The following is a 23,759-nucleotide window of genomic DNA, read 5'->3' as shown; positions in this document are numbered from 1 at the left end:
ATTACCTATCCAATTATCACTTCATGACAGGAATCAAACTTTCATATAGTTCAATATACTTTATGGAAGATGATGTCCAACTGAAGTCTAACTTCATTGCACTTTCGGCCATTTTTCTCCATCTTTTCGGCTGGAATTTGTACAGACCAACAGATTGCTCAATTGTATGGAGCATATCGTGTGCATTATAATTCGTAAAACTGAAGCCATTGCCTTCACCAGTAAATTGATTATATGGGATGACCGTATCACGAAGTCCGCCAGTTTCCCTCACTAAAGGCAGGGTACCATAACGGAGTGCCAAGAGCTGGCCGATGCCACATGGTTCGAATTGGGACGGCATCAGGAATAAATCAGAACCTGCATATATCTGTCTTGCTAACCCCTCATCAAAATATGTATTGACTGATACCTGATTTGGATATTGGTCAGCTAAATGGCGAAATGCCGATTCATATTGCTCTTCACCCGTACCTAAAAGGATGAATTGAACTCCTTGTTTCATTATTTCATGAAAAACATGGAGAATAAGATCTATTCCTTTTTGATCAACAAGCCTGGTTACCATGGATAGAACCGGGACCCCATCATTTACAGGAAGATCCAGCGTTTCCTGTAGCTGACGTTTATTCTCCATTTTACCCTCATAGGAATCGAATGGAACTGCAAGATGTTCATCTTCCGCAGGATTATATTCCTCATAATCGATTCCGTTTATGATCCCTTTAAGGTCACCATTTCTTTTGCGTAAAAACCCATCAAGATTTTCCCCAAAATAAGGACTCTGAATTTCTTCCGCATAACTTGGGCTTACAGTTGTGACTATGTTAGAGAATGCTAGGCCGGCTTTCAAATAACTGACATTCCCATGGTATTCAAGACCATCGATATTAAAATATAACTCACTCAAATCGAGTAATTCCGCTAAAACAGCTTTTGGATAAACTCCTTGATAGCGTAAATTATGTATGGTAAATATCGTTTTAATATCCTGATAGAATGGATGGTTATGATAATGAGCTTTCAGCAAAACGCTGACAAGGCCCGTTTGCCAATCATGACAGTGTATGACATCCGGTTTTACTTCTAAATAAGGTAAAGCCTCTAAAACTGCACGGGAAAAGAAGGCGAACCTTTCGCCATCATCAAAGAAACCATAACTACCATGTCTTTTGAAATAATATTCATTATCCAGAAAATAATATGTAATTCCGTTAGCAACAAGTTTTTCGATGCCACAAAATTGCTGGCGCCAACCAACAGGAACTTCAATACTCGTCATATGTTCCAATTCCTGTTTGAATCGGTTAGGAAGATCCCCGTATTTAGGAAGGATGACACTTACATGGACTCCCTGTTTTTTCAGCGCTTTCGGGAGCGCGCCTATAACGTCTCCGAGCCCTCCCGTTTTTATAAAAGGGGCGCATTCTGAAGCAGCAAATACAACATTCATTGCCGCACCTCCTCTATTAAATTACTTTCGCTTTTTTTATTACAGTAGGCTGTTTTAAACCAATAACTGATTTTTCACTAGTAATTCTCACTTCTTTATCAGTTATGATATTTTCAACGATAGCTCCTTCTTCAATCACGCCTTTTTGCATGATGATGCTATTTCTTATAACCGCTCCCTTTTTCACCTTTACCCCACGGAAGAGTATACTGTTTTCCACAGTCCCTTCAATATCACAACCGTTGGCTATCAATGAATTGGTAACCTTCGAAGAACTTGAATATTTGGTCGGTGCCTCATGTTTGATTTTAGTATAAACATCCCAAGTATCCCCGAAGAAAGAACGGATTACCGAAGGGTTCAGGAAATTCATATTACTGGAATGAAAGCTTTCAATGGAATGGATGAATGGCATATCTCCAGTAAAATTGTAGCCTTTGACGGTAAAACGATGAAGATTGGCTTTCACGGCGTCTTTCAAAAAGTCATATTCCCCACTCGCAACACAGCTTTTGATCAAATTCACCAATAGCGTTTTACTTATGATGAAGGTTTCCAGACAAACATGGTCACCAGGTCTAGGGATGGTATAAAAGCTAATGTCAGTAATGTCTTCATCTGAATCTACCGAGCAGGTGTGATAGATTGGTTTTTCAATCAATTCCCCTTCATAATCCTTATATACGACCGTGATATCCGCTTTATGTTTTTTGTGATAATCAAGCACTTCATTAAAATCCAATTTGCATACATGGCTGCCAGGGGAAATGATGACAGTATCTGCCTCTGCACGTTCGAAAAAGCTGAGATGATCATAAAATTGCTTCATATCGCCTGTTACCGTTTCATCCGGATGGATAGGGGGCAAGATGTATAAGCCTCCTGAACGCCGATCCAAGTTCCATTCTTTCCCTGAGCCCAGATGATCCATAACTGAAAGATACTTTTCTTTTGGAAAAACGGCTACTTTTGATACATCTGCATTAATGAGATTCGACATCGTAAAGTCAATCAAACGGTAGCGTCCACCAAATGGCACGGATGCTACATTACGGTGAGCAGTCAGATCTTTTAAATGTTGTCTTTCATTGATTAAGTTAATAATACCCAACACATTTTCCATAGCATCTTCCCCTTTTTCTAGTTAAGAGTGATCTTTTTTTTGTTTGGATTGATAATGGTCTGATTTTCACCAATTAAGGTAATATCTGATGTAACCGCTGAATTGCCAACTACGGCACCATCTTCAATAACACAATTGCTGGCTATGATACTTCTTTCTATATGAACATTTTCACCAATCGTAACATTAGGCATGATGACAGAGTCTTTTATGGTTGACCCATAGCCCACCTGTACATTATAGGATAAAACCGAATGTTCAATGTTCCCTTGAATCATGCACCCTTCATTGATTAGCGACTGACTGACCTTGGCATCCGGTGATATATATTGCGGCGGGTGATTTGCATTGCGGGCAAAAATTTTCCATTGCTGATCATCCAACTGGAAATTTGGCTTATCCTCCAATAAGTCCATATGGGCCTGCCAAAGGCTTTCGACCGTTCCAACATCTTTCCAATAATCATTAAAACGATAGGCATATAGCTTTTTTCGGTCTTCAAGCATCTTTGGAATGATGTTGCTGCCGAAATCATTGGAAGAATTTTCATCTTTTTCATCATTTATTAAATACCGTCTTAAGGTTTTCCAATTGAAAAGGTAAACTCCCATGGAAGCAAGATTACTCTTTGGATACTTTGGTTTTTCATCGAATTGAGTGACTTTATCATCATCATTGGTATTCATGATTCCGAAACGACTTGCTTCCTGCCACGGCACTTGAATGACAGCTATGGTCGCCTCGGCATTTTTTTCGATGTGATAATCCAGCATCTTACTGTAATCCATCTTGTAAATATGGTCACCAGAGAGAATCAATACATGTTCCGGATCATAGTTATCAATGTATTGGATATTTTGATAAACAGCGTTTGCCGTCCCTTTATACCATTCACCGCCTTCTTTCCCTTGATAAGGAGGAAGTACGGAAACTCCGCCAACATCAAGATCAAGGTCCCAAACTTTCCCATTACCAACATAATCATTTAGAATCAATGGCTGGTATTGGGTCAGTACCCCAACCGTATCAATACCAGAATGAGTGCAGTTACTTAATGGAAAATCGATGATTCTATATTTACCGCCAAAGGGAACAGCTGGTTTTGCCAAACCGATTGTCAATTCACCTAACCTTGAACCCTGGCCTCCTGCCAATAACATTGCTATCCATTTTTTTGCTCCCATTATTCGTTCACTCTCCCCCGTCTTTTTTTTGTTTGCTTCATAAAAATAGAAATGCCTAATGGAGGTACAGTTATTTCCATGCTGTATGGTTGATTATGGTATGGTTCTTTTTTGACATTAATGGGTTCTTCATTGATCTGACCCGATCCTCCGAAAGCTGCTGAATCACTGCTGAAAACCTCTATATATTTGCCTTGGGATGGTACACCTATTTGATATTGAGCATGAGCCTGCGCAGAAAAATTACAGACAACGATGCAATAATCTCCTTTCCGTTTACCTTTTCTCATAAAGGTAATGACACTCTGATTACTATTGTTCGGATCTATCCATTCAAAACCCTCCGGGACATGATCCAATCTCCATAGTGAGGAAGTTTGCCTATAAAAATCCTGGAGAGTTCGGAAGTAATAGGCCAGCTTGTCGTGTGATTCATATTCCAAAAGCAGCCAATCCAATTGTTCCTCATCTTTCCATTCTATGAATTGGCCAAATTCACTGCCCATAAATAGAAGCTTCTTTCCAGGATGCGTCATGAAATACCCAAAGAGTAACCGTAAATTTGCGAATTTCTGCCAGTAGTCACCTGGCATCTTATTCAATAATGACTTCTTGCCATGAACCACTTCATCATGTGAAAAGGGCAAGACGAAATTTTCTGAAAAAGCATAGAAAAATGAAAATGTTAATAGGTTATGATGATATGGCCTTTCATGTGTTTCAAGTTTCATATAACGAAGGATATCGTTAGTCCATCCCATATTCCATTTGTAATTAAAGCCCAGTCCGCCTATATCGGTAGGAGAAGTTATGAGCGGCCGGTCTGTGGCTTCTTCAGCCATCATTAATGCATTGGGATATTTTTTGAAAACCACTTCGTTAAGTTTTTGTAAAAATTGTATGGCTTCAAGGTTCTCCTCACCGCCAAACTGGTTTTTCAGCTTGACCGGCAACGGATTATCATGATTAAGATAAACCATGGACGATACCGCATCGACACGGATCCCATCTATATGGTATACATCCATCCAAAACATAACATTTGAAATAAGGAAACTGATTACTTCCGGTTTGGTAAAGTCAAAATTGTATGTCCCCCATAACGGGCGATCTGCTCTAGTGTGTTCAATTGGTTCATAGAGAGGCGTACCATCGAAACGGGAAAGTCCATGCGCGTCTTTACAAAAATGGGCGGGAACCCAGTCAAGGATTACACCTATGCCCTTTTGGTGGCAAAGGTTAATTAAATATTTAAAATCTTCAGGTGAACCGTACCGACTGGTTACGGAATAATAGCCCGTGACCTGATATCCCCACGATTTATCAAATGGGTGTTCCATTATGGCCATGATTTCAATATGTGAAAAACTATTATCAATCACATAATCAACTAATCTATCAGCCAATTCACGGTACGTATAAAATTCGCCATCTTCTTTCTGTTTCCACGTTCCTGGGTGCACTTCATAAATGGACATGGGTTTATGATAAATGTTTTCCTTTTTCCTATCGGCTATCCACTTCGAATCTTGCCATTCAAAATTATCCAGCTTTTTAATGACCGAGGCTGTATTTGGTCTGACTTCCGAATAAAAGGCATATGGATCGGCTTTTAGGATACGTTTATTTCCAGGTGTATGTATTTCATATTTATAGAGTTCCCCTTCTTGTAGTCCTGGTACGAACAACACCCAGATACCTGAACGCTCGATCCGTTTCATCGCATGATCTTTTCCGTCCCAATTATTAAAATTACCGACTACTGAAACTTGCTTCGCATGGGGGGCCCAAACGGCAAAGCGTACTCCTTCATTACCTAATGATGTCATAATGTGTGCCCCAAGCATCTTATAGCTTTCATAAAGGGTGCCTTCATGAAACAAATATAAATCGAAATCGCTTGGATAATTCTCTTGCAGCTGGTCCATAATTGTACTCAATAAAACCCCTCCATCAGTATTGACTCGATAGTATTTTACCCATCCTTCCCCAGTTATTATATATATTCGGTAAAAATGGTATTAATCCTTCAAATGGAGGTGAAGTTATTGTAATAAATGCCCGTTTTTTTGAAAAACAAAACATTTTTTTGTGAAAAATAGTCATATAATGTAAAAATATTATTATTCCAATAAAAACTCTTCCCATTTTTTAGGAAGAGCTTTAAGGTATCAAGTTTGAATGCTTCATGTTATTTGTTCAGTTCGAATACTGTGAGTCTTCGTCAAGAATAAATAGGATAATGAGACTGACCATGCCAAAGGAGTATTCCTGTTTGGTATATTACTGCCTCCTATATATAACTCAGGAACTTCCCAATTTTCTGGAATGATCATTTTCGTTTTATCTATATATTCCTTAACTTTGTTCATCATGCCAAGTTCAAAGTAGCATAAGCCCAGCCACGGAAGCCCGAAACACCATTCCGCTTCTTGACCGTCATTATAATAAAGATCTTTTTCATATCTAATACAACCTTTTGTCCTTTCTAGGCGCTCTGTGACATTCTTCAATATTTTAAGCGCTATTTCACGGTCTACCAGACGATAAGGATAAATTAAGGATAAAAGGGCTAAATCCGTCTCTTTTGAATAACTTTCCCTTGGAAGCAGGAAACGAAGAGTTTCTTCTCCTTTTTTAATCAGTTCTTCCTTGACGTTGACCAGCATTTTGACTGAATTCAAACCAGCAACACATGCCCCTATGCTTGAAGCGTGGATTTCGATATTCTCTTCCCACATCCCGTTATCTTCCGCTTGCCAATATTGTAGGCATTCCAAGTAACTGACCAACTTTTGAACGATCTTTAAATCACGTTGATTTCTTATCACCTTTTTCCCATGCCTATATCCTTCACCGACACCCCATAAAAATGCACCTATCGCATCATTTTGGGCATGGCCCCACTCATCGGGCAGTTCTTTAAGCTCAGTGGAATACCTTGCATGGATATGTTCAAATAGAAACTGGGGTTTCTGTTCCGTATGAATATCTATCTTCCACTCATAGGATTGAAATAAGTCGAATAAAGCATGATATGCTTTCTCGTAACGATTGGATGGATCATTTATAAAAGGTATTACTGTATAAACGACATCCCTTATCCAGACATAATTATAATCATCGGAAACGCTTGCAGTATATGCGCCATTAGGAAGCCGCATGCGATCAAGAACCTCTAGGGCACCATTTACATTCATTAATTGAACACCTCCATAGTTATTTGCTTATTCCCATTGTTGACAGACTCTCATTTTCTAAACGTTGGTTATTTCATTTTCAATTAGAAGCGCTTTCAATTCAGCTAACCAAAACGACTTTTCAGAAGTACATTCACCCTAGTTTATGTAATCACTGCCCTTTTTGATAATCAAGCTTCCAATGTTCATTAAAAAGCGTCATTTGCCTAACCGAAATGAACGAACTCAAAAAGTTTCGGTTATGAAATATGTTCTTGAGTAAATAAAAACCCAGTAATGGTAATCCATTACTGGTTATATCGGCCTCTCATTTATATGTTTAGTACTTATTAAAAGAAAAATCGTAATATCATCAAGGAAAGCACGCCAATCATAACCGTACCTAATAGACTTCTCGTAAAAATGGCAACCAGGAAAGCTGGTAAAGCAGCGGCCAAATTCAACGTATTATCCTTAATTGAAAAGACTTGTTCCGATAATAGAAGTTCTTGAGCCAATAACGCCGCCATTACGGCCACCGGCACATGCTTTAGTCAATCTATGCCCCACTTTGGAATCTGCATTTTACTAAGCAGCATCAAAGGAACTACTCTAGGTATGAAAGTTACAATCGAAGTCCCTAGGATGACAGCAAGGATATATCCGCTTATTTCCATCTGCCCATCACCATCCCTATCGTTGAAGCTACAACCGTTGCCACTATTACGCCAGTACTGCCAGGAAAGAAGGAAACCTACTGCAACAACGATTAATATGCTGCCAAAAACGACTGCAAGATCTATAAAAAAGTCTTTTTTACTCAATATTTACAAAACTAAAAGTCCGATAAACATGGCTGTCAGGGCGAAATCCATCCCATATTTTTCGGGATCTGGAATCCATTGGCGTCAAAGAAACCGCCGGCCATATTTGCTAGTAATCAATTTAAATAGGCTCCAGATTCAGACCAAGCATCCATTAAAAATCAAGCTGTTTCCTCTGCTGTGCCGTTGTGACGGCCACTCCAAACGTTTCATCAGTTAATATGGCTCCGGCTATCAGGTTTTGTTTCAAACTTTGCTGCCTGAATTACGGAGCCAATGCAGCAATAGATGACGACTGTTAACAAAGAAAATCGTAAAAATCATTGCCGAGAATGGATGACTTGCAGCTATCATTCACGCAGCTATGAATTGTCCAGACCCTGCATAGAGTAAACTTACTCCTTGCCAAAAACCTTCCCCATCATCGGAAAAGCCATCGCTTTTCCAATCCACCTTAATTAATATGTTCCTTCAATTGCTTTCCAGCTTGCCAAGCAGAATTGGCAACTCACTATATATTTCGATAATCTCATCTATCGGCATTCTAACTAAGCCGCTGGAAGAAGGGGCAACGAATTCCATGGTCTCATTCGATGAAGGTTCTTCTTGCAGCCCCCAAGAGATTTTTCGTAATTGACGATATTCCTGATAGACACCCTTGCCTACAAAACATACAAGTTTAGGTTTATACTTTTCAATTTTCCTTTTTAATTGCTTCCTTCCTTTTATGTACTCTTCTTTAGTGATTTCGTCCGCTCCTTTTGTAGGCCTGGAAACGATATTGGTAAAACCATAACCTAGATCCAGTAAAGAAGAGTCTTCAGTTGGTTCATATTTCCTTGGTGTCAGCCCGGACTCGAAGAGGATTTTCCAAAAGCGATTGTTTGGATTCGCATAATGATGGCCAGTCTCGCCTGAACGAATGCTTGGATTGAAACCTACGAACAAAATCTCCAAATTTTCCTTTAAATGATCAGAGATGCCTTCCATTTTAAAAAAACTCCTTTTCAAATTTGCTATTTAATCATTGTACAAAACTGTAAAATATTTAACTACCTTTAAAAACTAAAAAACAGCTTATAAAGAATGAACGATGATAGCTCCCCAATATTGGGCAAAACCTTACAAATTGAATATTGAAGACCTATTGTTCCTAAAACATTCCGTTCGCCTTCACTCTTCACAGGACACACTACCATAAATTAGATACAAAAAGTGTTTTAAAGTTTGCAGATGCCGCGGTTGCAGTTAGTGATTTTTTCCCAAAGAATATTTCAGTAAATGCAATGGAATTGATAACCGATTTTTCCCATGCCCCTTCAATGGAATTATGAAGAAAAATGAATATCCTCTCATGCCAAAAGTAATTCTTTACTGCAGCAAGATAACCCGGCATAAAGCAAAAATCTGCATGCTTTTAATCAAAGCTTGCAGGGATTTAAAATTAAAGGATATCCCAATCTTCATGTAATCATCGTCGGAAACAACAGCCAGTTAAAGGACTTTAAGAATGTGGCTGCGGGCATCTAATTTTCAAGTAAGAAAGAGTTCATTCATTTCACTGGGGAACAAAAAAATGTGAAAGTGCACTTGGAGACCAATTGTAGGTACGGGGAGGGTTACATTGGAAGCAATGGCATGAGAAAGACCGCTATTTCTTGTGGAAATAACGGATATTTTGGGACGGTGAATAAGCCTCAATCAATCATATGCCTGTGTTCAAACAGGCATGGATTTAAATTCAATAGAGTAAAAAAATATTACCGCTTATAATATTGTATGATAGTACAAGTCACTCATTCGAGGCCAGAAAATAAATGAATCTATTAAATAGGATCAAGAACCTTTTTAAAACCGCAGCAACTTTAAAGTCGGAATCCCATTTGGCAAATGACTTTACTCGTATCTACTTTTGAGTAATTCACTTCTTTCAAACACGGGATTCAGGAAACATTCTGCCGTTGTTCGATATGATCATGTTTTCTCGCATTGGACATCTTATTGATGGTAAGAAGAATTCCAGAAAGCCATATAATCACGATGCCTGTATAAATATATATATGGGCTTCAATCGGAATCCATGTAGCTAATAATGTTCGTACATTGATCAAGATAATGAAACCACCGACTAAAACACCCATTAATTGAGCAGGAAGCATCCGGACTAACCAGGCTGCAATTGGTGCAGCAACCACCCCACCAATTATCAACGCTACGACCCAAAGCCAATTGACAGCTTCCCATCCAAGCGAAATGATAAAACCAAGACTTCCGAAGAAAGCAATGGCAAATTCACTCGTATCAACAGTCCCTACGGCTTTCCTCGCCGTCATTCCTTTTTTTGACAACAAAACGGGTGTTGCAATAGGTCCCCAACCGCCTCCGCCTGTTGCATCACAAAAGCCTGCAAAAAGACCTAACGGAATGGATTGTTTAGCGGTCAATGGCCTTACGGTTTCATTGTCCTTTGACGGTTTAAAAATAAATAAAAAGCGGAATAAAACGTATACACCAAGGCCAAATAAAAATATGGCGATATACGGTTTAGCTAATTCGGCTGGCAGGTTGCTCAGGAAACATGCACCTACAAATGCACCAACAGAACCTGGAATGATCAAGCGATAGACCATATTCTTATCGACGTTCCCAAACTTTATATGTGAAGCTCCGGATACTGCTGTGGTCACTACTTCCGATAAATGTACGGATGCTGATGCTACTGCAGGGGCAATCCCGAATGTCAACAATAAGGAAGTGGAACTCACTCCATACCCCATTCCAAGCGAACCATCGATTAATTGGGCTAAAAACCCGATAAAGGCTAAAACGATTAACTTTTTCATGACATTCCCCTTTTTCCACTAAAATAGAACCTAGATAACATCGACCCGACGTTGCAGCCTGTATAGATCATTTTGATCTATAAGACACAAAGAGGCACCTAACCAACATGAAATGACATGTTGGTTAGGTGCCTTCAGTTTTTCTGATCAGCCCATGATTTTTTTTATTCAGCTTCTACTGGCATAAGCCTAGCTAAGAAACGATATCTTTCTTTTAGGGAATATTTATAAATATCCTCTATTGAATCTTTCAATAACTTAGATTTTTCCTCTTTTGAAAAGGAACCACTTTTAATGATCATCCTTGCTTCGAAAAGGAATTCAAGATAATCTTCATAAGATTCATCATATACTTTACCTAGGTCATTCCGAATTTTTTTTGCGAGAGTTGGACTTGCTCCATTGGTAGAAACACTAATGGAAAGCATGCCTCTATTCAATGTGGCCGGTATATGAAAGTTACCCAGCTCATGATTGCTGATTACGTTCACCAGCTGACTTTGGGATGCATTCTCGTACACTCGTTCATTAACTTCAGTAGAATTTGTAGCAACAATGATTAAAAACGCATCTTTATAGTCAGTTTCTTCCACTTCTTTAAGTAAGACTCGAATCTTACCTTCTTTCTCCAACAGTTGAAAACCCGTGCATATCTCGGGGCTTACGACGGTCACTTCGGCACCAGCTTCCAATAAGGGGCCCGCTTTAAAGTAACCTATTTTACCACCGCCGATGATGACACACTTTCTGTTCTCAATATTAAGCGTAATTGGATACATAGGCTCCCTCCCCACTCACTTCATGAATTCGTTCCGATATTGCTTGTTCAATCTTTGGATGATAACCTAGATATCGGCAAAGTATGATTTTTTGCTTCCCCTTTTTTTGGATCTTTTTTATACTATTTTCAATCGACTGCATTAAGAGACCGGTAAACAATAGGTAAGGAATGATAAATACATGATTTGATTGAGATTCCCCTGCAAATTCCAATGCTTCTCCAAAGCTTGGTGTGGCAGCTGTCAAATAACACTCTTGCACACGGATTTTTGGAAACCTGTTCCTTAGCAAATCGGCTATTCGAGACAAATCCCTTTTCACGTCGGGATCACTGCTGCCCCTTCCAACCAATAAAACCAAGGAATCCTCCGAAACCCTTACATTTGTTTCCTCCAACCGTTCCACTAAAATGTCAACCATTTTATCACTGACACCAATCGGTCTTCCATATTTCAATTCAACGGCAGGGTACCGTTCTTTCATTTTGTTCAGGATGACCGGAATATCATGTTTTGCATGTACAGCCGTTAGCAATAGAACTGGAATGGCGATGATTCTTGTCGCACCTTTTTGTACGCATCGTTCGTAGGCCTCTTCTATCGTAGGAGTTTCCAATTCCAAGAAGCAATGCTCTTGAATTGAACTTGGCTGTGCTTGCATACAAACTTTAATAAAATCAATGGCTTGGGCTGAAGCTTCTTTAACGCGGCTTCCATGGCAAATATATAAAATGGCTTCCATTAAAAGGCCTCATTCGCCAACAAATTTTCGGTTTGTTTTCCTTCAAACCATTTGATTTTTTCCCGTAAATTAACGACATCGCCCACGACTATCATGCAAGGATTGGAAATCTGTTCGTTATTGGCGGTTTCCACTACATTAGCCAACGTACTGACAGCTGTTCTTTGCGTTTTTAATGTCCCCCAATGGATAAGGGCTACCGGAGTCTCTGGATTTTTTCCATGCTCCAAAAGTTTCCCTTGAATATAGGGCAGGTTTTTAACACCCATGTAAATGGCTAATGTATCGATTCCTTTTGCAAGGGATTCCCATTTGATATTATCCTCTTCATCCTTTTTCCGATGGCCGGTAACAATTGCAAAAGAAGAAGCGTGGTCCCTATGTGTAACTGGAATTCCCGCATAAGCTGTAGCGGCGATTCCAGCCGTAATTCCTGGAACGATTTCAAAGCTCACACCACTTTTGGCAAGGGCTTCCGCTTCCTCCCCGCCTCTCCCAAAGACGAATGGATCTCCGCCTTTCAAACGGGTGACCACTTTTCCCTTTTTTGCATATTTGACCAGGAACCGATTGATGGTATCCTGCTGCAACAAATGATAATCCGGCAGTTTACCGCAATTAATCAGCTCGACACCGTCTTTTGCATGATTTAAAAGTTCTTTATTGACAAGTCGATCATATAAAATGACATCAGCTTCTTGAATGCATTTTAATCCTTTTAATGTAATTAAATCTGGATCTCCGGGACCGGCTCCTACTAGATATACTTTCCCCATTTATGCAACCTGCCTTCCCTTAGAGAATCGTTTCGAATTCCGATAAAACGAAACCTGCTCCATTTTTAATTTTCCTTTTTTCATATAATGAGATGTCATCCACTTCAGGCATTTTCAAAAAATGTTTTTCCAGCTCGATATCAACAAGGTCAAACGCCTTTTCATCCGAATCGGCAACAATGATGACATGGATTGGTTTTTCCTTGATAGTGACTTCGAAACGGTATAGATTCATGGATTGCTTACCTTCCCCTATTAAACGGCCACTTCCGTTAATATATCATCTAGCTTACTTTGTAACTCGGATATCCCTACCCTTTCCACAAAATCAAGAAAGGTTTCGGATAGAAGTTTTGTTTGTTTGAAAAATAGGATCAGTTCTTTCAGAACATGATAGAGCTTTTCAGCTTCCACTTTCCCTTTAAGTTTTTCATTGAACTTACCGCCTTCATTCAGCGTTCCCCCGACGTATATCTCAAAAGCTTCGACCATCTTTTTGTCCTGGTTTTTCATTTTTATGCCTTGCAGTCCAATTTCGGCGATGGCTCTTTGACCGCAATTATTCGGACAACCCACCATATGCATCCTTACAGGAACATCTAGATCTATTTCCTTGTCCAATGATTCAGAAATGGTCCTCATTCGTTCTTTTGTTTCAACGAGTGCCAGGTTGCAATACTCGATGCCTGTACAAGAAACGGAATAACCAATGAATTTTTTTGGGTGGTATGGAAATCTTTCAAAGATGGATTCCTGTTTTAATTCCTCAAGTTTTGCATCCGGCACATTTGGAATGATAAGATTTTGAGAATTACAGTTGCGGATTTCACCATTTCCATATTTCTTCGCAAGTTCGGCAAACTCGATCACTTCGTCAGGATTTAGACGACCAACTGGTATATTGACTCCAACATAGTTCAGACCATCTTGTTTTTGTTTATGGATGCCGTAGAAATAGCCTGCATTCCATTCCTTCACCGCACTTTCACCCTTTTCAGGAAGCGGACCGGTGTACTCCAGCAATTTTTTCTTGAATTGTTCAGGACCCCAATCAGCTACAAGGAATTTCAAACGCGAGCGATGACGTTTTTCACGGTACCCAAAGTCACGGAATATCGTCGTGATGGCGGCCGCTACTTCGACTGTTTTTTCAGGTAAAATGAATAAGTCAAGTTCTTCTGCCAGCATCGGAACGGAGGATAGCCCACCGCCTACTTTTACGTGAAAACCAACTTCCGTTACTCCATCAATTACTTTAGTAGCCGGATTGAATGAAACACAGTTGATTTCAGCATTTGAAGCATTATGGATATTAGCACTTATGGACATTTTATATTTCCTCGGAAGGTTCGAATAGTCTTCGTTAAGGCGGAAATACTCAAATACATCATATAGGACCTCGCGTGTATCGAAAAGTTCGTCAGGATCGATGCCTGCCAAAGCATTCCCGATGATATTACGTGTGATATCACCACAAGCACCAGCCGTAGTCAATCCAACCTTTTCCAAACGATTTAAGATATCCGGGACTTGTTCAATGGTCAGCCAATGGAATTGAATGGCTTGACGGGTTGTAATGTCATATACACCCCTCCCGTAATCTTTAGCGATGTTTGCTAGCGTAATTTGTTGATCATAAGTCAGGATACCGCCGGGAATAACAACACGCATCATCCAATAACCAGCTTCTTTTGGCCGTTGCAGGTAGAGACCTGCCCACTTGAACATATCCCAATTTTCCTTAGGGATGGAATCAAAACCATTTGCTGCGTAATGTGGAATATCATCAAATATCTTCAAGCCGTCTTTTTCCAATTTCCAGACTTCCGTTTTATTTTTAGCGATTAGTGGATTTTCCGACCAAAATTTCTCGTAAACCATTATATTTCCTCCTTGATTAAATCGCTTTCTTTGCTGTCAAATAACTGATTACCTGTTCAACGCACTCTTCAATGCTGTATTGGTCGGATTCTAAAATGATTTCCGGTTGTTCAGGTTCTTCGTAAGGAGAGTCGATTCCGGTAAAATCTTTAATGATTCCCTTACGCGCCTTGTCATAAAGACCTTTTGGATCACGCACTTCGCACTCTTCGATCGGACACTTTATGTATACTTCAATAAACTCCCCTTCTTCGAGTAAATCACGTACAATCTGCCGATCTGCCCTGAAAGGTGATATGAAGGCGGTCAATACGAACTGTCCACTATCCACGAATAACTTGGAAACCTCACCGATTCGCCTAATATTCTCGGTTCGGTCCTCTTCAGAAAAACCTAAATCTTTATTCAAACCATGACGGATATTATCACCATCCAAAACATAACTTCGAATATTCCGATTATATAACTCTTTAGCGACTGCGTTCGCAATTGTTGATTTTCCGGAGCCCGAGAGACCAGTGAACCATAGAACTGTGCTTTCATGGCCGTTCTGCTTCCGGCGGAGCTCCTTGGTCAATGACGTTTCATGCCAAGTGACATTCGTACTTTTACTCATTAATAATCCCCCTCTTCATGTGGTCCTTCAATTTATGTCCGATCAGTTATAAACTTCATTCTTTTTTAGACCTTCGATCAACACCTCGATGACTTCTTTACGGCTAAAGGTAGCTGGAGGAATTTCTCCATTACGCAGCATTTCCCTTACCTTCGTTCCAGACAGGATGACATGGTCTTCCTTGCCATGCGGACAAGTTTTAGCGGAAGCCATATTGCCACAGGCTTTACAGTAAAAACTATGTTCAAAGAATAATAACGTGATCCCTAACTCATCTGCGTTGAAATTCCCAAAGATTTTTTGAGCATCATATGTGCCATAATAATCGCCCACACCCGCATGATCACGTCCGACGATAAAATGGGTGCAACCATAATTTTTACGGACCATCGCATGGAAAATGGCTTCTCTAGGTCCTGCATAACGCATGGCAGCAGGGAAAACTGCAAGGGAGACGCGATCCTTAGGATAATATTTTTCAAGCAGCACTTTATAGCTTTCCATTCTTACATCTGCCGGAATGTCATCGGATTTAGTGGCACCTACGAGAGGATTTAAGAATAAGCCGTCGACAATCTCCAATGCTGTCTTTTGAATGTATTCATGTGCACGGTGAACAGGGTTCCTCGTTTGGAAGCCGACAACCGTTTCCCAGCCTTTTTCAGCAAAAGCTTTCCTTGTCTCGACTGGGTCCAAATAATGAGCTTGAAACTGCGGACGTTCTATTCTCTTGATCAACTTTATTTCCCCGCCGGCATATACATCACCGCGGTTATATAAATTTTTCACTCCAGGATGCTTCTCATCATCCGTCTGATATACTAATGTCGCTTCCAATTGCTTATCTGGTGTGTAAATATCGGAAACGGAGAGAACCCCGTATGTTTCACCTTCATGAGTCAACGTTACTTCTTCACCTATAGTAAGCGTTCCTGCAGTTTCTTCCGTCAAAGGCAGCGTAATCGGGATGCTCCATACATGACCGCTGCTAAGCCTCATATCCTTGACCACTGCCTCATAGTCACTTTTTGTAAAGAATCCTTTAATTGGACTGTATGCACCAGTGCCTATCAATTCAAGATCACTTAAAGCAATTTCATCGATTTCGATTGACTTTGTTATTTTACTAATATCATAATTTGGTTCCCAAAGATCGATTAATGTTCCTCCGTGCGGTAAACTGATTGTCATGCTAATTTCCCCCTATGGTTTCTATTTATTTAAGATAAATGCAATCCGCATTCCGTTTTTTGAGCTCCTTGCCAACGGCCAGAGCGTAAATCATCTGCATTGAAGGCTGGTGCTGTACATGTTTTACATCCAATGCTCGGATATCCATTATCATGCAGGATATTATATGGAAGTCCGTTTTTGTGGGCGTAGCGCCAAACATCTTTCCATGTCCAATGTATGAGTGGACATATTTTAACTGACTTGAACTTATTATCCTTATTGATATACTCGGTCAAAGCCCTTGTTTCGGATTGCTCCCTTCGCAGTCCCGAAAGCCATGCTGTTGCCGTTGAAAGAACATCGGTAAGCGGAATGATTTTACGGATGTTACAGCACTTATTGGAATCTCTAACCCATAATTCATCCCCATATTCCGCTGCTTGTTCCTCAAGCGTCAAAGAAGGTTTCTTCATTTCGATCGAAAGCTTTGGATATCGCTTTTTCACTTGCTCTATCAATTGATAAGTTTCCTCAAAATGAACATCTGTATCAAGGAAAACTATTTTGGCAGAAGGATTGACCTTCGCCAATAAATCCGTAAGCACGATGCCTTCAATGCCAAAACTGCAAGCATAAATCAGTTCGTTTCCATAATGGTCATTCGCCCATCGCAGAACTTCCAAAGCACCTTTTGTCTCACTGTCTTCAGGAAATACAGGGAAATCCCCAGTGTTGAAATTTTCATAGTTTATTAATGCAGCCAACTTTGTAGCCCCCTCTAAAAACTTGCTGTATCAGGTTAGAGTAACTGTTGATCAATACCCGTTGTAATCTTCTCCAGTTTGTTTGACTCTAGGAAAAAAGAGACGAATCTAACCAATACTCTCTTTATATCAGTTAAACCCGCCTCTAGTTTTTCTAGTCAGCAGATATCTTATTTAATTCTTAATTTTTCATTTCTTTCCATTTGAATGATTTTACCATCCTGGACAATAAGTGTAATGGATCCATATTTCATAGAATTAAGCATTTCTTGAAGTCGTTCAAATATTTCTTCAAGCTGATTCTCTTTATCCAAGCCTGTTCCTCCTTTAAGAAAATCCGCGAATTTCTTATTTTCACCGCTGATTCAATGAATTTCTTAGATTTATATAATTCCAAACAACCTTACATTGTTATGGTTTGCCTACAACTTTCCCAAAAAACAAAAATCTTTCCATGATGGAAAGATCCCAAGGTAAATATCTTTACCTTATCTTCCAAAATGATCAACATTTTGTTGGAGGTAGCACCTTGCATCGATCATGCAGGTTGCTGGACTTCAAAGGGCCAATTCCCTCCGTCGCTCTGGATAAGTTTTATTATTTTAAATATTAACATATATTTAATCCTTGTCAATGGAGTTTTCTTATAAAATAACTTGGTTTAATATTATGGATGAACTGTTATTTTTATACACACTATTCCAATTATGATTTTTTGTTCATGTAAATACGAAAATAGACTCGTCTTTTTAGATAAAGCCTCCAAAAAAATGAGTCTATTTTCATTAACAAGCCTATTATTGGCGCCTGTCATTCTTTAAAAAAATAATTTCTCGAATTCCAGTACTTTTTATAGAAGGGATTACTCGAATTCATTAATTTCTTAACTGTATCGCTTCTACAAATTCTTGAACTTGACTCTGGACCCGATCAATTAAATGCAAATCATTAATCGGGGTTTCTGAATTCTGTTTATCTATTTCCTTATCAACAAAATAAATGCCCTGCAGCGGCTCGCCTTTTAATATTGAAATTAATGGTTTAAGTGCATAGTCAATCGCCAATAGATGCCTGTTACTTCCGCCAATCATGATTGGCAGCACTGGCTTACCCTTAAAAGCACCTTCTGGCAGCAAATCAATCAAGGCCTTCAATACACCTGTATAAGAAGCCTTATAAACCGGTGAACCAATAATGACCCCTCTAGCTGCTTGAATTTTCTCTGAAAGCTTTAAGATATCTTCGCTATTATATTTGCCTTGGAATAAATCATCTGCTGAAAAATCCGTAATTGAGAAATAAGCTGTGGTAAATCCTTCGTTTTCGACTAATGATTGAATATGTTTTAGTGAAATGTCCGTTCTGGACGGAATAGCCGGACTTCCTGATAAAATTACGATATCGCTCATTTAATATACCCCTCCAATATTACATGATTTCCAGATAAAATCTTCGTAAATCATTTCGTACAGTATGCATTTATCGTAATAGTCTGAAAAATATAAGTCAAATCTTACACTCTGGTTTAAAAAATTTACAAGTTTACTCCATCGGATCTGAAGGAAAATAAAACGGTCATATTTGCGGCTTGATGCTCAAGCCCTTCAATATGACCGTTTCATTATGTATGGTTTTGTTTGCCATGAATACCATATACCAAAAGATGAGCAATGCTCTTAATTCGTTCAGAAGTAAAATATGGCTCCTTTTTCTGCTGATGGATCTCATAATGTGTAGATAATGCCAATGTGAAAGAAATGATCCCTACATTAAATAGGATAATATCAGAGATATACTGTATCTCACCACTATCTATTCTCTTCTGTATTTCAATATGCCTGGCATTCGGCTTGAAAATCTGATCTACATATTGCTTCGAAATATCTTGATCGAATTGTGTTTCCCTGAATAGTATCGAAAACTGTTCTTTATTATCAAGAATTTTATTTATCATGGTGCAAACATGATTCTCCACTAGATCATCCGTAGATAGATGGCTAGTCCCATCTTCAGATTCCTCTTTCTCATCAGGGGTAATTGTAGCCAATAGCAAATCTTTTTTGCTGTCAAAGTATTTGTAAATAGTAGCTTCGGAAACATTGCATGCAGAAGCAATTTCATTCGTTCTTGTCATGTCAAAACCTTTAGTGGCAAAAAGAGTCCGGGCTACATTTATGATTCGTACTTTCGTTTGCTGCCCTTTTTTCAAAAATATCAACCTTCTTTTATGATGATAAGACCGGTTTCACCAATCTATTTTCCATGATATCCCGATGGTATCAATCGGTCAATATTACCTTTGATTCATTAGAATTCAATATTCCCATATATCATAAATAGAAAACATTGTCTGACTGGGACGATGTTTTCTTTTAGAGAAAATCACTTAAAGGATGCATAGCCATCATCGACCATGACTACACTCCATTGATCGCATCCGCTTCCTCTAACGATAATAGATAGACGGCATTTGCAACGGCTTCTGGTTTAATTAATTTACCGCGCATTTGACTTGCATTCAATTTATCGATGATTCCCATATCTTTATAGCCTTGAATGATAGGAGTGTCAACCCCGCCTGGCGCAATGCCCACTACCCGTATGCCATAAGCACCCAATTCCAAAGCAGCTGTCTGTGTCATCATTCTTACAGCTCCTTTAGTCGCCTGATAGGCAAAGGTTCCGTGGGAAGCTAAGTAACCAAACACAGAAGCGGTATTAATAATGACACCCTTGTTACCTAGCTCCTTCATTTTCCGTCCTGCTGCCATGATTCCAAAGGCAACTCCGTGCTGGTTCACTCCAATCGTTTTAAAGTAACCCTCCATATCTTGATCTAGGATCATACCGCCTGCACCGATGCCGGCATTATTAAACATGATATCGATCCTTCCGAATGTTTCCACTGCTTTATTGATTAAGGATTCAACATCTTCCTGCTTAGAAACATCCGTTTTTACAAAAATGGCCTCTCCACCATCCGCTGTTATCTGTTCAACGGTTTCCTGTCCCATTTCTTCATTAAAATCCGCAACAATGACCTTGTCCCCTTTTGCTGCGAATTTCAAGCATGTGGCTCGGCCAATACCGCTTGCTCCTCCTGTAATAACTGCAACTCTTGCTGTCATATATATTCCCTTTCAACACTAAAAATATAGTAAGTGTTTACTCACTTTTTTTATTATAAAAGTAAGGAATGCTTAATTCAAGCAATATGTATTTTTATAGGGTTTTGAGCTTTCAAAAGTAAAGCTGTCCTATTAATAGGACAGCTTCATTTTTTTAACAGGTTTTCAATTCGGCCTTACTTATGGATGTCTTCACCATTTCAATGAAAAGCTGCATAAAACGATCATCGCCTGTTAATTCTGGATGAAACGCACTAACGAGGACATGGTCTTGTCTCGCAGCCACTACATTCTCTTCATAAACAGCCAATATTTCTACACCTTCTCCAATTCCATCAGCAAATGGCGCCCGGATGAAAACTGCCTTATAAGGGGTTTCCATTCCTTTGATTGATAGTTCAGCCTCGAAACTATCCTTTTGACGTCCAAATCCGTTCCTTTTCACGGAAATGTCCATTAGTCCAAGATAGGCCTTCTCATCGCCAGTCAATTCATTGGCCGCCAATACCATCCCTGCACATGTACCGAAAATTGGTTTTTTATCTTCGAAGAAAGTTTTGACCGGTTCCATAAATCCATAACGATCCATTAGCTTCCTCATCGTCGTGCTTTCTCCGCCTGGAATGATCAAGCCATCGATTTCCAGCAACTGCTCCGGTTTTTTTACTATAATTGCTTGTTCGCCGGCAGCTTTGATTTGATTCAAGTGTTCTTCAACTGCTCCCTGTAATCCCAAAACACCGATAGTTATCATATTACCATCCACGTTCCTGCATCCGTTCTGCCGGAGCTAGTTTAGAAATATCAATTCCTTTCATTGCACTGCCTAACTCTTTGGACAACCGGCCAATCAATTCATAATCCGTGAAATATGTAGTCGCTTGAACGATTGCGGAGGCGAATTTTTCTGGCGTTTCAGATTTAAAAATACCAGACCCAACGAAAACGCCATCTGCTCCCAATTCCATCATCAATGCAGCATCTGCTGGAGTGGCAATTCCGCCGGCTGCAAAGTTAACTACAGGCAATTTACCTGTGCGTTTGATTTCTCTTAAAATTTCATAAGGGGCTCCAAGATTTTTTGCCTCTGTCATTAATTCATCATCACTCATGATGCTCACTTTGCGAATTTGTGACTGTACCTTTCTCATATGACGCACAGCTTCCACAATATTACCTGTTCCTGGTTCTCCTTTTGTACGAAGCATTGATGCTCCTTCACCAATACGGCGCGCAGCTTCGCCTAAATCACGGCAGCCACAAACGAAAGGTACAGTGAAATCACTTTTTAGAATATGGTATTCTTCATCAGCAGGAGTCAGCACTTCACTTTCATCGATATAATCCACTCCCATGGATTCCAGGACCCTTGATTCAACGATATGACCAATCCTTGCTTTAGCCATGACCGGGATGGACACTGCATTCATTACTTCCTCTACAATTCGCGGATCTGCCATTCTTGCTACGCCGCCAGCCGCACGGATGTCGGAAGGAACCCTTTCCAATGCCATGACAGCGACAGCACCTGATGCTTCTGCGATTTTTGCTTGTTCTGCGTTAATGACGTCCATGATTACGCCACCCTTTTGCATTTGTGCCATTCCTCTTTTTACTGTGTCAGTTCCTAATAATTTTTCCATTTTTCTCTTCCCCCTAATATTTGCATTTTTTAGATTTGTTAGATTTAGTATAAAAAATAGTTGACCGCATTGAAAGTGTCAGTTTTAATAAATTTAATGGGGTCAGTAAATTTTTTTCGAAAAGGTGGAAACAAAATGAATATGCTTTCTTGCGATTTAAATCGGTTAAGTGAAGTACCTTTGTACGAACAATTATATTCATATATTAAAAAAGAAATCATTGATGGCCGTCTTCTTTACGGCACAAAACTGCCTTCCAAACGGAAATTGGCAGAGTTCCTTCAAATAAGTCAAAATACTGTCGAGACTGCATATGAACAATTGACTGCTGAAGGATACGTTGAAGTCATACCAAGAAAAGGGTACTATATTCAAACATTCGAGGATTTAGAGTATACACAAACTAACCAAGTATCAGTGGAACAAATCAATCATAAAGAAGGGGAATTGCTATATCATTTTCATCCCAGCCAAATTGACACAGAACACTTCCCATTTGAAAAATGGAGAAAATACATGAAAAGCAAAATCGATGAATCACATCAAGATCTTCTTTTACTTGGGGATTCTCAAGGGGAATATGAATTACGATGTGAAATTGCCCATTATTTGTATCATGCACGTGGTGTACAATGTGTTCCCGAACAGATCATCATTGGTGCAGGAATGGAAATTTTATTGCAGCAGCTTGTCCTTCTATTCGATAAAAATGCCATCTATGGTGTTGAAGATCCTGGGTATCACTTGATTCACCGGATTTTACGCAGCTACCCAAATGAAGTCCATCCACTGCAAATTGATGAAGAAGGCGTAAAGGTGAACCAAATTGAAGATTCAAACATCGACGTGGTGTATGTCACTCCCTCACATCACTTCCCCAATGGGACAATCCTATCCGTTAACAGACGGACGCGATTGTTGAACTGGGCTCAAGGGGCAGCAAACCGCTATATTATCGAAGACGATTATGATAGTGAATTTCGTTATAGTGGAAAAACAATTCCTTCCTTACAAAGTATGGATGCTGGTGATAAGGTGATTTATTTAGGGTCATTTTCAAAATCATTGATGCCATCAATTCGGATCAGTTATATGGTTCTTCCCGCTCCATTGTTACAAATGCATCAACAGGAATTATCTTTTTACCATTCAACCGTTTCTCGGATTGATCAGCATGTGTTGACACAGTTCATGAAGGAAGGGGATTTTGAAAAGCATTTGAATCGGATGAGGAAAGTGTACCGTCGCAAGTTGGATAAAGTGATCGAGCTGTTTAAACCCCATCAACAAATAAAAATCATTGGAGAGCGGTCAGGATTGCATATCGTCCTCATCGTTAAGAACGGCATGGATGAACAGACACTTATTCAAAAGGCAAACGAAGACCATATTAAAATTTATGGCTTATCGACATATTCGATCGAAAAAATGGACGAACATCCTCCAAAAATTATATTGGGCTTTGCAGGGATCCCTGAATCCGAATTGGAAAAAGCCATTCACCTTTTATTGAACTCATGGGGTTTATAAAGAAAAAAGAAGTTCACTTCCGTGAACTTCTTTAAGCTTGTCGACAAAATGGGGTTCGGAATGGTCTCATCCTGGTTCCCTTTCATGATTTTAAAAAAGACTTTTATTTGGAATGAAACCA

General features: G+C 39.4%; 21 protein-coding genes, 2 pseudogenes and 1 riboswitch. Of the genes and pseudogenes, 1 reads left to right on the top strand and 22 read right to left on the bottom strand.

What is annotated here, in order from left to right; all coding sequences use genetic code 11:
• Window positions 1–16: 16 nt before the first annotated feature.
• From glgA to pdxS, 22 genes and pseudogenes are all read right to left on the bottom strand, one after another.
• Window positions 17–1,453 carry a glycogen synthase GlgA gene (glgA, locus tag V3595_RS18130; RefSeq protein ID WP_485908642.1) on the bottom strand — a complete coding sequence of 479 codons (1,437 nt, stop codon included), beginning with the start codon at window positions 1,451–1,453 and terminating at the stop codon, window positions 17–19.
• Window positions 1,454–1,469: 16 nt separating this feature from the next.
• Window positions 1,470–2,576 (bottom strand): glucose-1-phosphate adenylyltransferase subunit GlgD, encoded by a 1,107-nt coding sequence (gene glgD / locus V3595_RS18125; protein WP_485908641.1) that lies wholly within the window; start codon window positions 2,574–2,576, stop codon window positions 1,470–1,472.
• Window positions 2,577–2,593: 17 nt separating this feature from the next.
• The gene (locus V3595_RS18120) at window positions 2,594–3,760 is read right to left on the bottom strand and encodes a glucose-1-phosphate adenylyltransferase (RefSeq protein ID WP_485908640.1); all 1,167 of its coding nucleotides are present in this window, start codon (window positions 3,758–3,760) and stop codon (window positions 2,594–2,596) included.
• Window positions 3,760–5,688, bottom strand: a complete 1,929-nt coding sequence (glgB, locus tag V3595_RS18115; RefSeq protein WP_485908664.1) for a 1,4-alpha-glucan branching protein GlgB — start codon at window positions 5,686–5,688, stop codon at window positions 3,760–3,762. Before glgB ends, V3595_RS18120 begins: the two co-directional genes overlap by 1 nt.
• 258 nt (window positions 5,689–5,946) lie before the next feature.
• A complete protein-coding gene (locus tag V3595_RS18110) occupies window positions 5,947–6,960 on the bottom strand; it encodes a glycoside hydrolase family 15 protein (RefSeq protein WP_485908639.1) in 1,014 nt (337 codons plus the stop codon).
• A 329-nt stretch (window positions 6,961–7,289) separates the two neighbouring features.
• Window positions 7,290–7,616, bottom strand: a pseudogene (locus tag V3595_RS18105) (AzlD domain-containing protein).
• A gap of 618 nt (window positions 7,617–8,234) precedes the next feature.
• Window positions 8,235–8,753, bottom strand: coding sequence for a mismatch-specific DNA-glycosylase (locus V3595_RS18100; protein WP_485908638.1), 519 nt, complete (start codon window positions 8,751–8,753; stop codon window positions 8,235–8,237).
• 953 nt (window positions 8,754–9,706) lie between these two features.
• On the bottom strand, window positions 9,707–10,606 hold the full coding sequence (locus V3595_RS18095; RefSeq protein ID WP_137020152.1) for a sulfite exporter TauE/SafE family protein: 900 nt from the start codon (window positions 10,604–10,606) through the stop codon (window positions 9,707–9,709).
• Between the two features lie 164 nt (window positions 10,607–10,770).
• Window positions 10,771–11,385 carry an NAD(P)-binding protein gene (locus V3595_RS18090; RefSeq protein WP_241590770.1) on the bottom strand — a complete coding sequence of 205 codons (615 nt, stop codon included), beginning with the start codon at window positions 11,383–11,385 and terminating at the stop codon, window positions 10,771–10,773.
• Window positions 11,366–12,127 (bottom strand): sirohydrochlorin chelatase, encoded by a 762-nt coding sequence (locus tag V3595_RS18085; protein ID WP_485908637.1) that lies wholly within the window; start codon window positions 12,125–12,127, stop codon window positions 11,366–11,368. The genes V3595_RS18090 and V3595_RS18085 overlap by 20 nt, the downstream gene beginning before the upstream one ends.
• A complete protein-coding gene (gene cobA / locus V3595_RS18080; protein WP_402937146.1) occupies window positions 12,127–12,903 on the bottom strand; it encodes a uroporphyrinogen-III C-methyltransferase in 777 nt (258 codons plus the stop codon). The genes V3595_RS18085 and cobA overlap by 1 nt, the downstream gene beginning before the upstream one ends.
• Window positions 12,904–12,922: 19 nt before the next feature.
• On the bottom strand, window positions 12,923–13,138 hold the full coding sequence (locus tag V3595_RS18075) for a DUF3906 family protein (RefSeq protein ID WP_101225386.1): 216 nt from the start codon (window positions 13,136–13,138) through the stop codon (window positions 12,923–12,925).
• Between the two features lie 20 nt (window positions 13,139–13,158).
• Window positions 13,159–14,784, bottom strand: coding sequence for a nitrite/sulfite reductase (locus V3595_RS18070; RefSeq protein WP_485908636.1), 1,626 nt, complete (start codon window positions 14,782–14,784; stop codon window positions 13,159–13,161).
• 16 nt (window positions 14,785–14,800) lie between these two features.
• On the bottom strand, window positions 14,801–15,400 hold the full coding sequence (cysC, locus tag V3595_RS18065) for an adenylyl-sulfate kinase (RefSeq protein ID WP_402905409.1): 600 nt from the start codon (window positions 15,398–15,400) through the stop codon (window positions 14,801–14,803).
• Between the two features lie 42 nt (window positions 15,401–15,442).
• Window positions 15,443–16,591, bottom strand: coding sequence for a sulfate adenylyltransferase (gene sat / locus V3595_RS18060; protein ID WP_485908635.1), 1,149 nt, complete (start codon window positions 16,589–16,591; stop codon window positions 15,443–15,445).
• A 29-nt stretch (window positions 16,592–16,620) separates the two neighbouring features.
• On the bottom strand, window positions 16,621–17,325 hold the full coding sequence (locus tag V3595_RS18055; RefSeq protein ID WP_485908663.1) for a phosphoadenylyl-sulfate reductase: 705 nt from the start codon (window positions 17,323–17,325) through the stop codon (window positions 16,621–16,623).
• 182 nt (window positions 17,326–17,507) lie between these two features.
• The gene (locus V3595_RS18050) at window positions 17,508–17,651 is read right to left on the bottom strand and encodes a YezD family protein (protein WP_072273036.1); all 144 of its coding nucleotides are present in this window, start codon (window positions 17,649–17,651) and stop codon (window positions 17,508–17,510) included.
• Window positions 17,652–17,822: 171 nt separating this feature from the next.
• A riboswitch (SAM riboswitch) is annotated at window positions 17,823–17,931 on the bottom strand.
• Between the two features lie 281 nt (window positions 17,932–18,212).
• A complete protein-coding gene (ssuE, locus tag V3595_RS18045) occupies window positions 18,213–18,746 on the bottom strand; it encodes an NADPH-dependent FMN reductase (protein ID WP_485908634.1) in 534 nt (177 codons plus the stop codon).
• A 212-nt stretch (window positions 18,747–18,958) separates the two neighbouring features.
• On the bottom strand, window positions 18,959–19,546 hold the full coding sequence (locus V3595_RS18040) for a TetR/AcrR family transcriptional regulator (RefSeq protein WP_485908633.1): 588 nt from the start codon (window positions 19,544–19,546) through the stop codon (window positions 18,959–18,961).
• 173 nt (window positions 19,547–19,719) lie between these two features.
• Window positions 19,720–20,465 (bottom strand): annotated as a pseudogene (locus tag V3595_RS18035) (SDR family NAD(P)-dependent oxidoreductase).
• Between the two features lie 154 nt (window positions 20,466–20,619).
• Window positions 20,620–21,219, bottom strand: a complete 600-nt coding sequence (pdxT, locus tag V3595_RS18030) for a pyridoxal 5'-phosphate synthase glutaminase subunit PdxT (RefSeq protein WP_485908632.1) — start codon at window positions 21,217–21,219, stop codon at window positions 20,620–20,622.
• Window position 21,220: 1 nt separating this feature from the next.
• Window positions 21,221–22,108, bottom strand: a complete 888-nt coding sequence (gene pdxS / locus V3595_RS18025; protein WP_101225395.1) for a pyridoxal 5'-phosphate synthase lyase subunit PdxS — start codon at window positions 22,106–22,108, stop codon at window positions 21,221–21,223.
• Window positions 22,109–22,243: 135 nt separating this feature from the next.
• Between pdxS and pdxR the strand changes: the two genes are divergently transcribed.
• Entirely contained in the window at window positions 22,244–23,638 is a 1,395-nt protein-coding gene (gene pdxR, locus V3595_RS18020) for a MocR-like pyridoxine biosynthesis transcription factor PdxR (protein ID WP_485908631.1), read from the top strand.
• Window positions 23,639–23,759 lie beyond the last annotated feature (121 nt).

It is taken from the genome of Bacillus sp. CFBP9009, from assembly GCF_036541465.1.
In the GTDB taxonomy this organism is placed as follows: Bacteria; Bacillota; Bacilli; order Bacillales; family DSM-1321; genus Peribacillus.
Note: the sequence above shows the minus strand (reverse complement) of the source record. Positions and strands in the feature narration are given on the sequence as shown.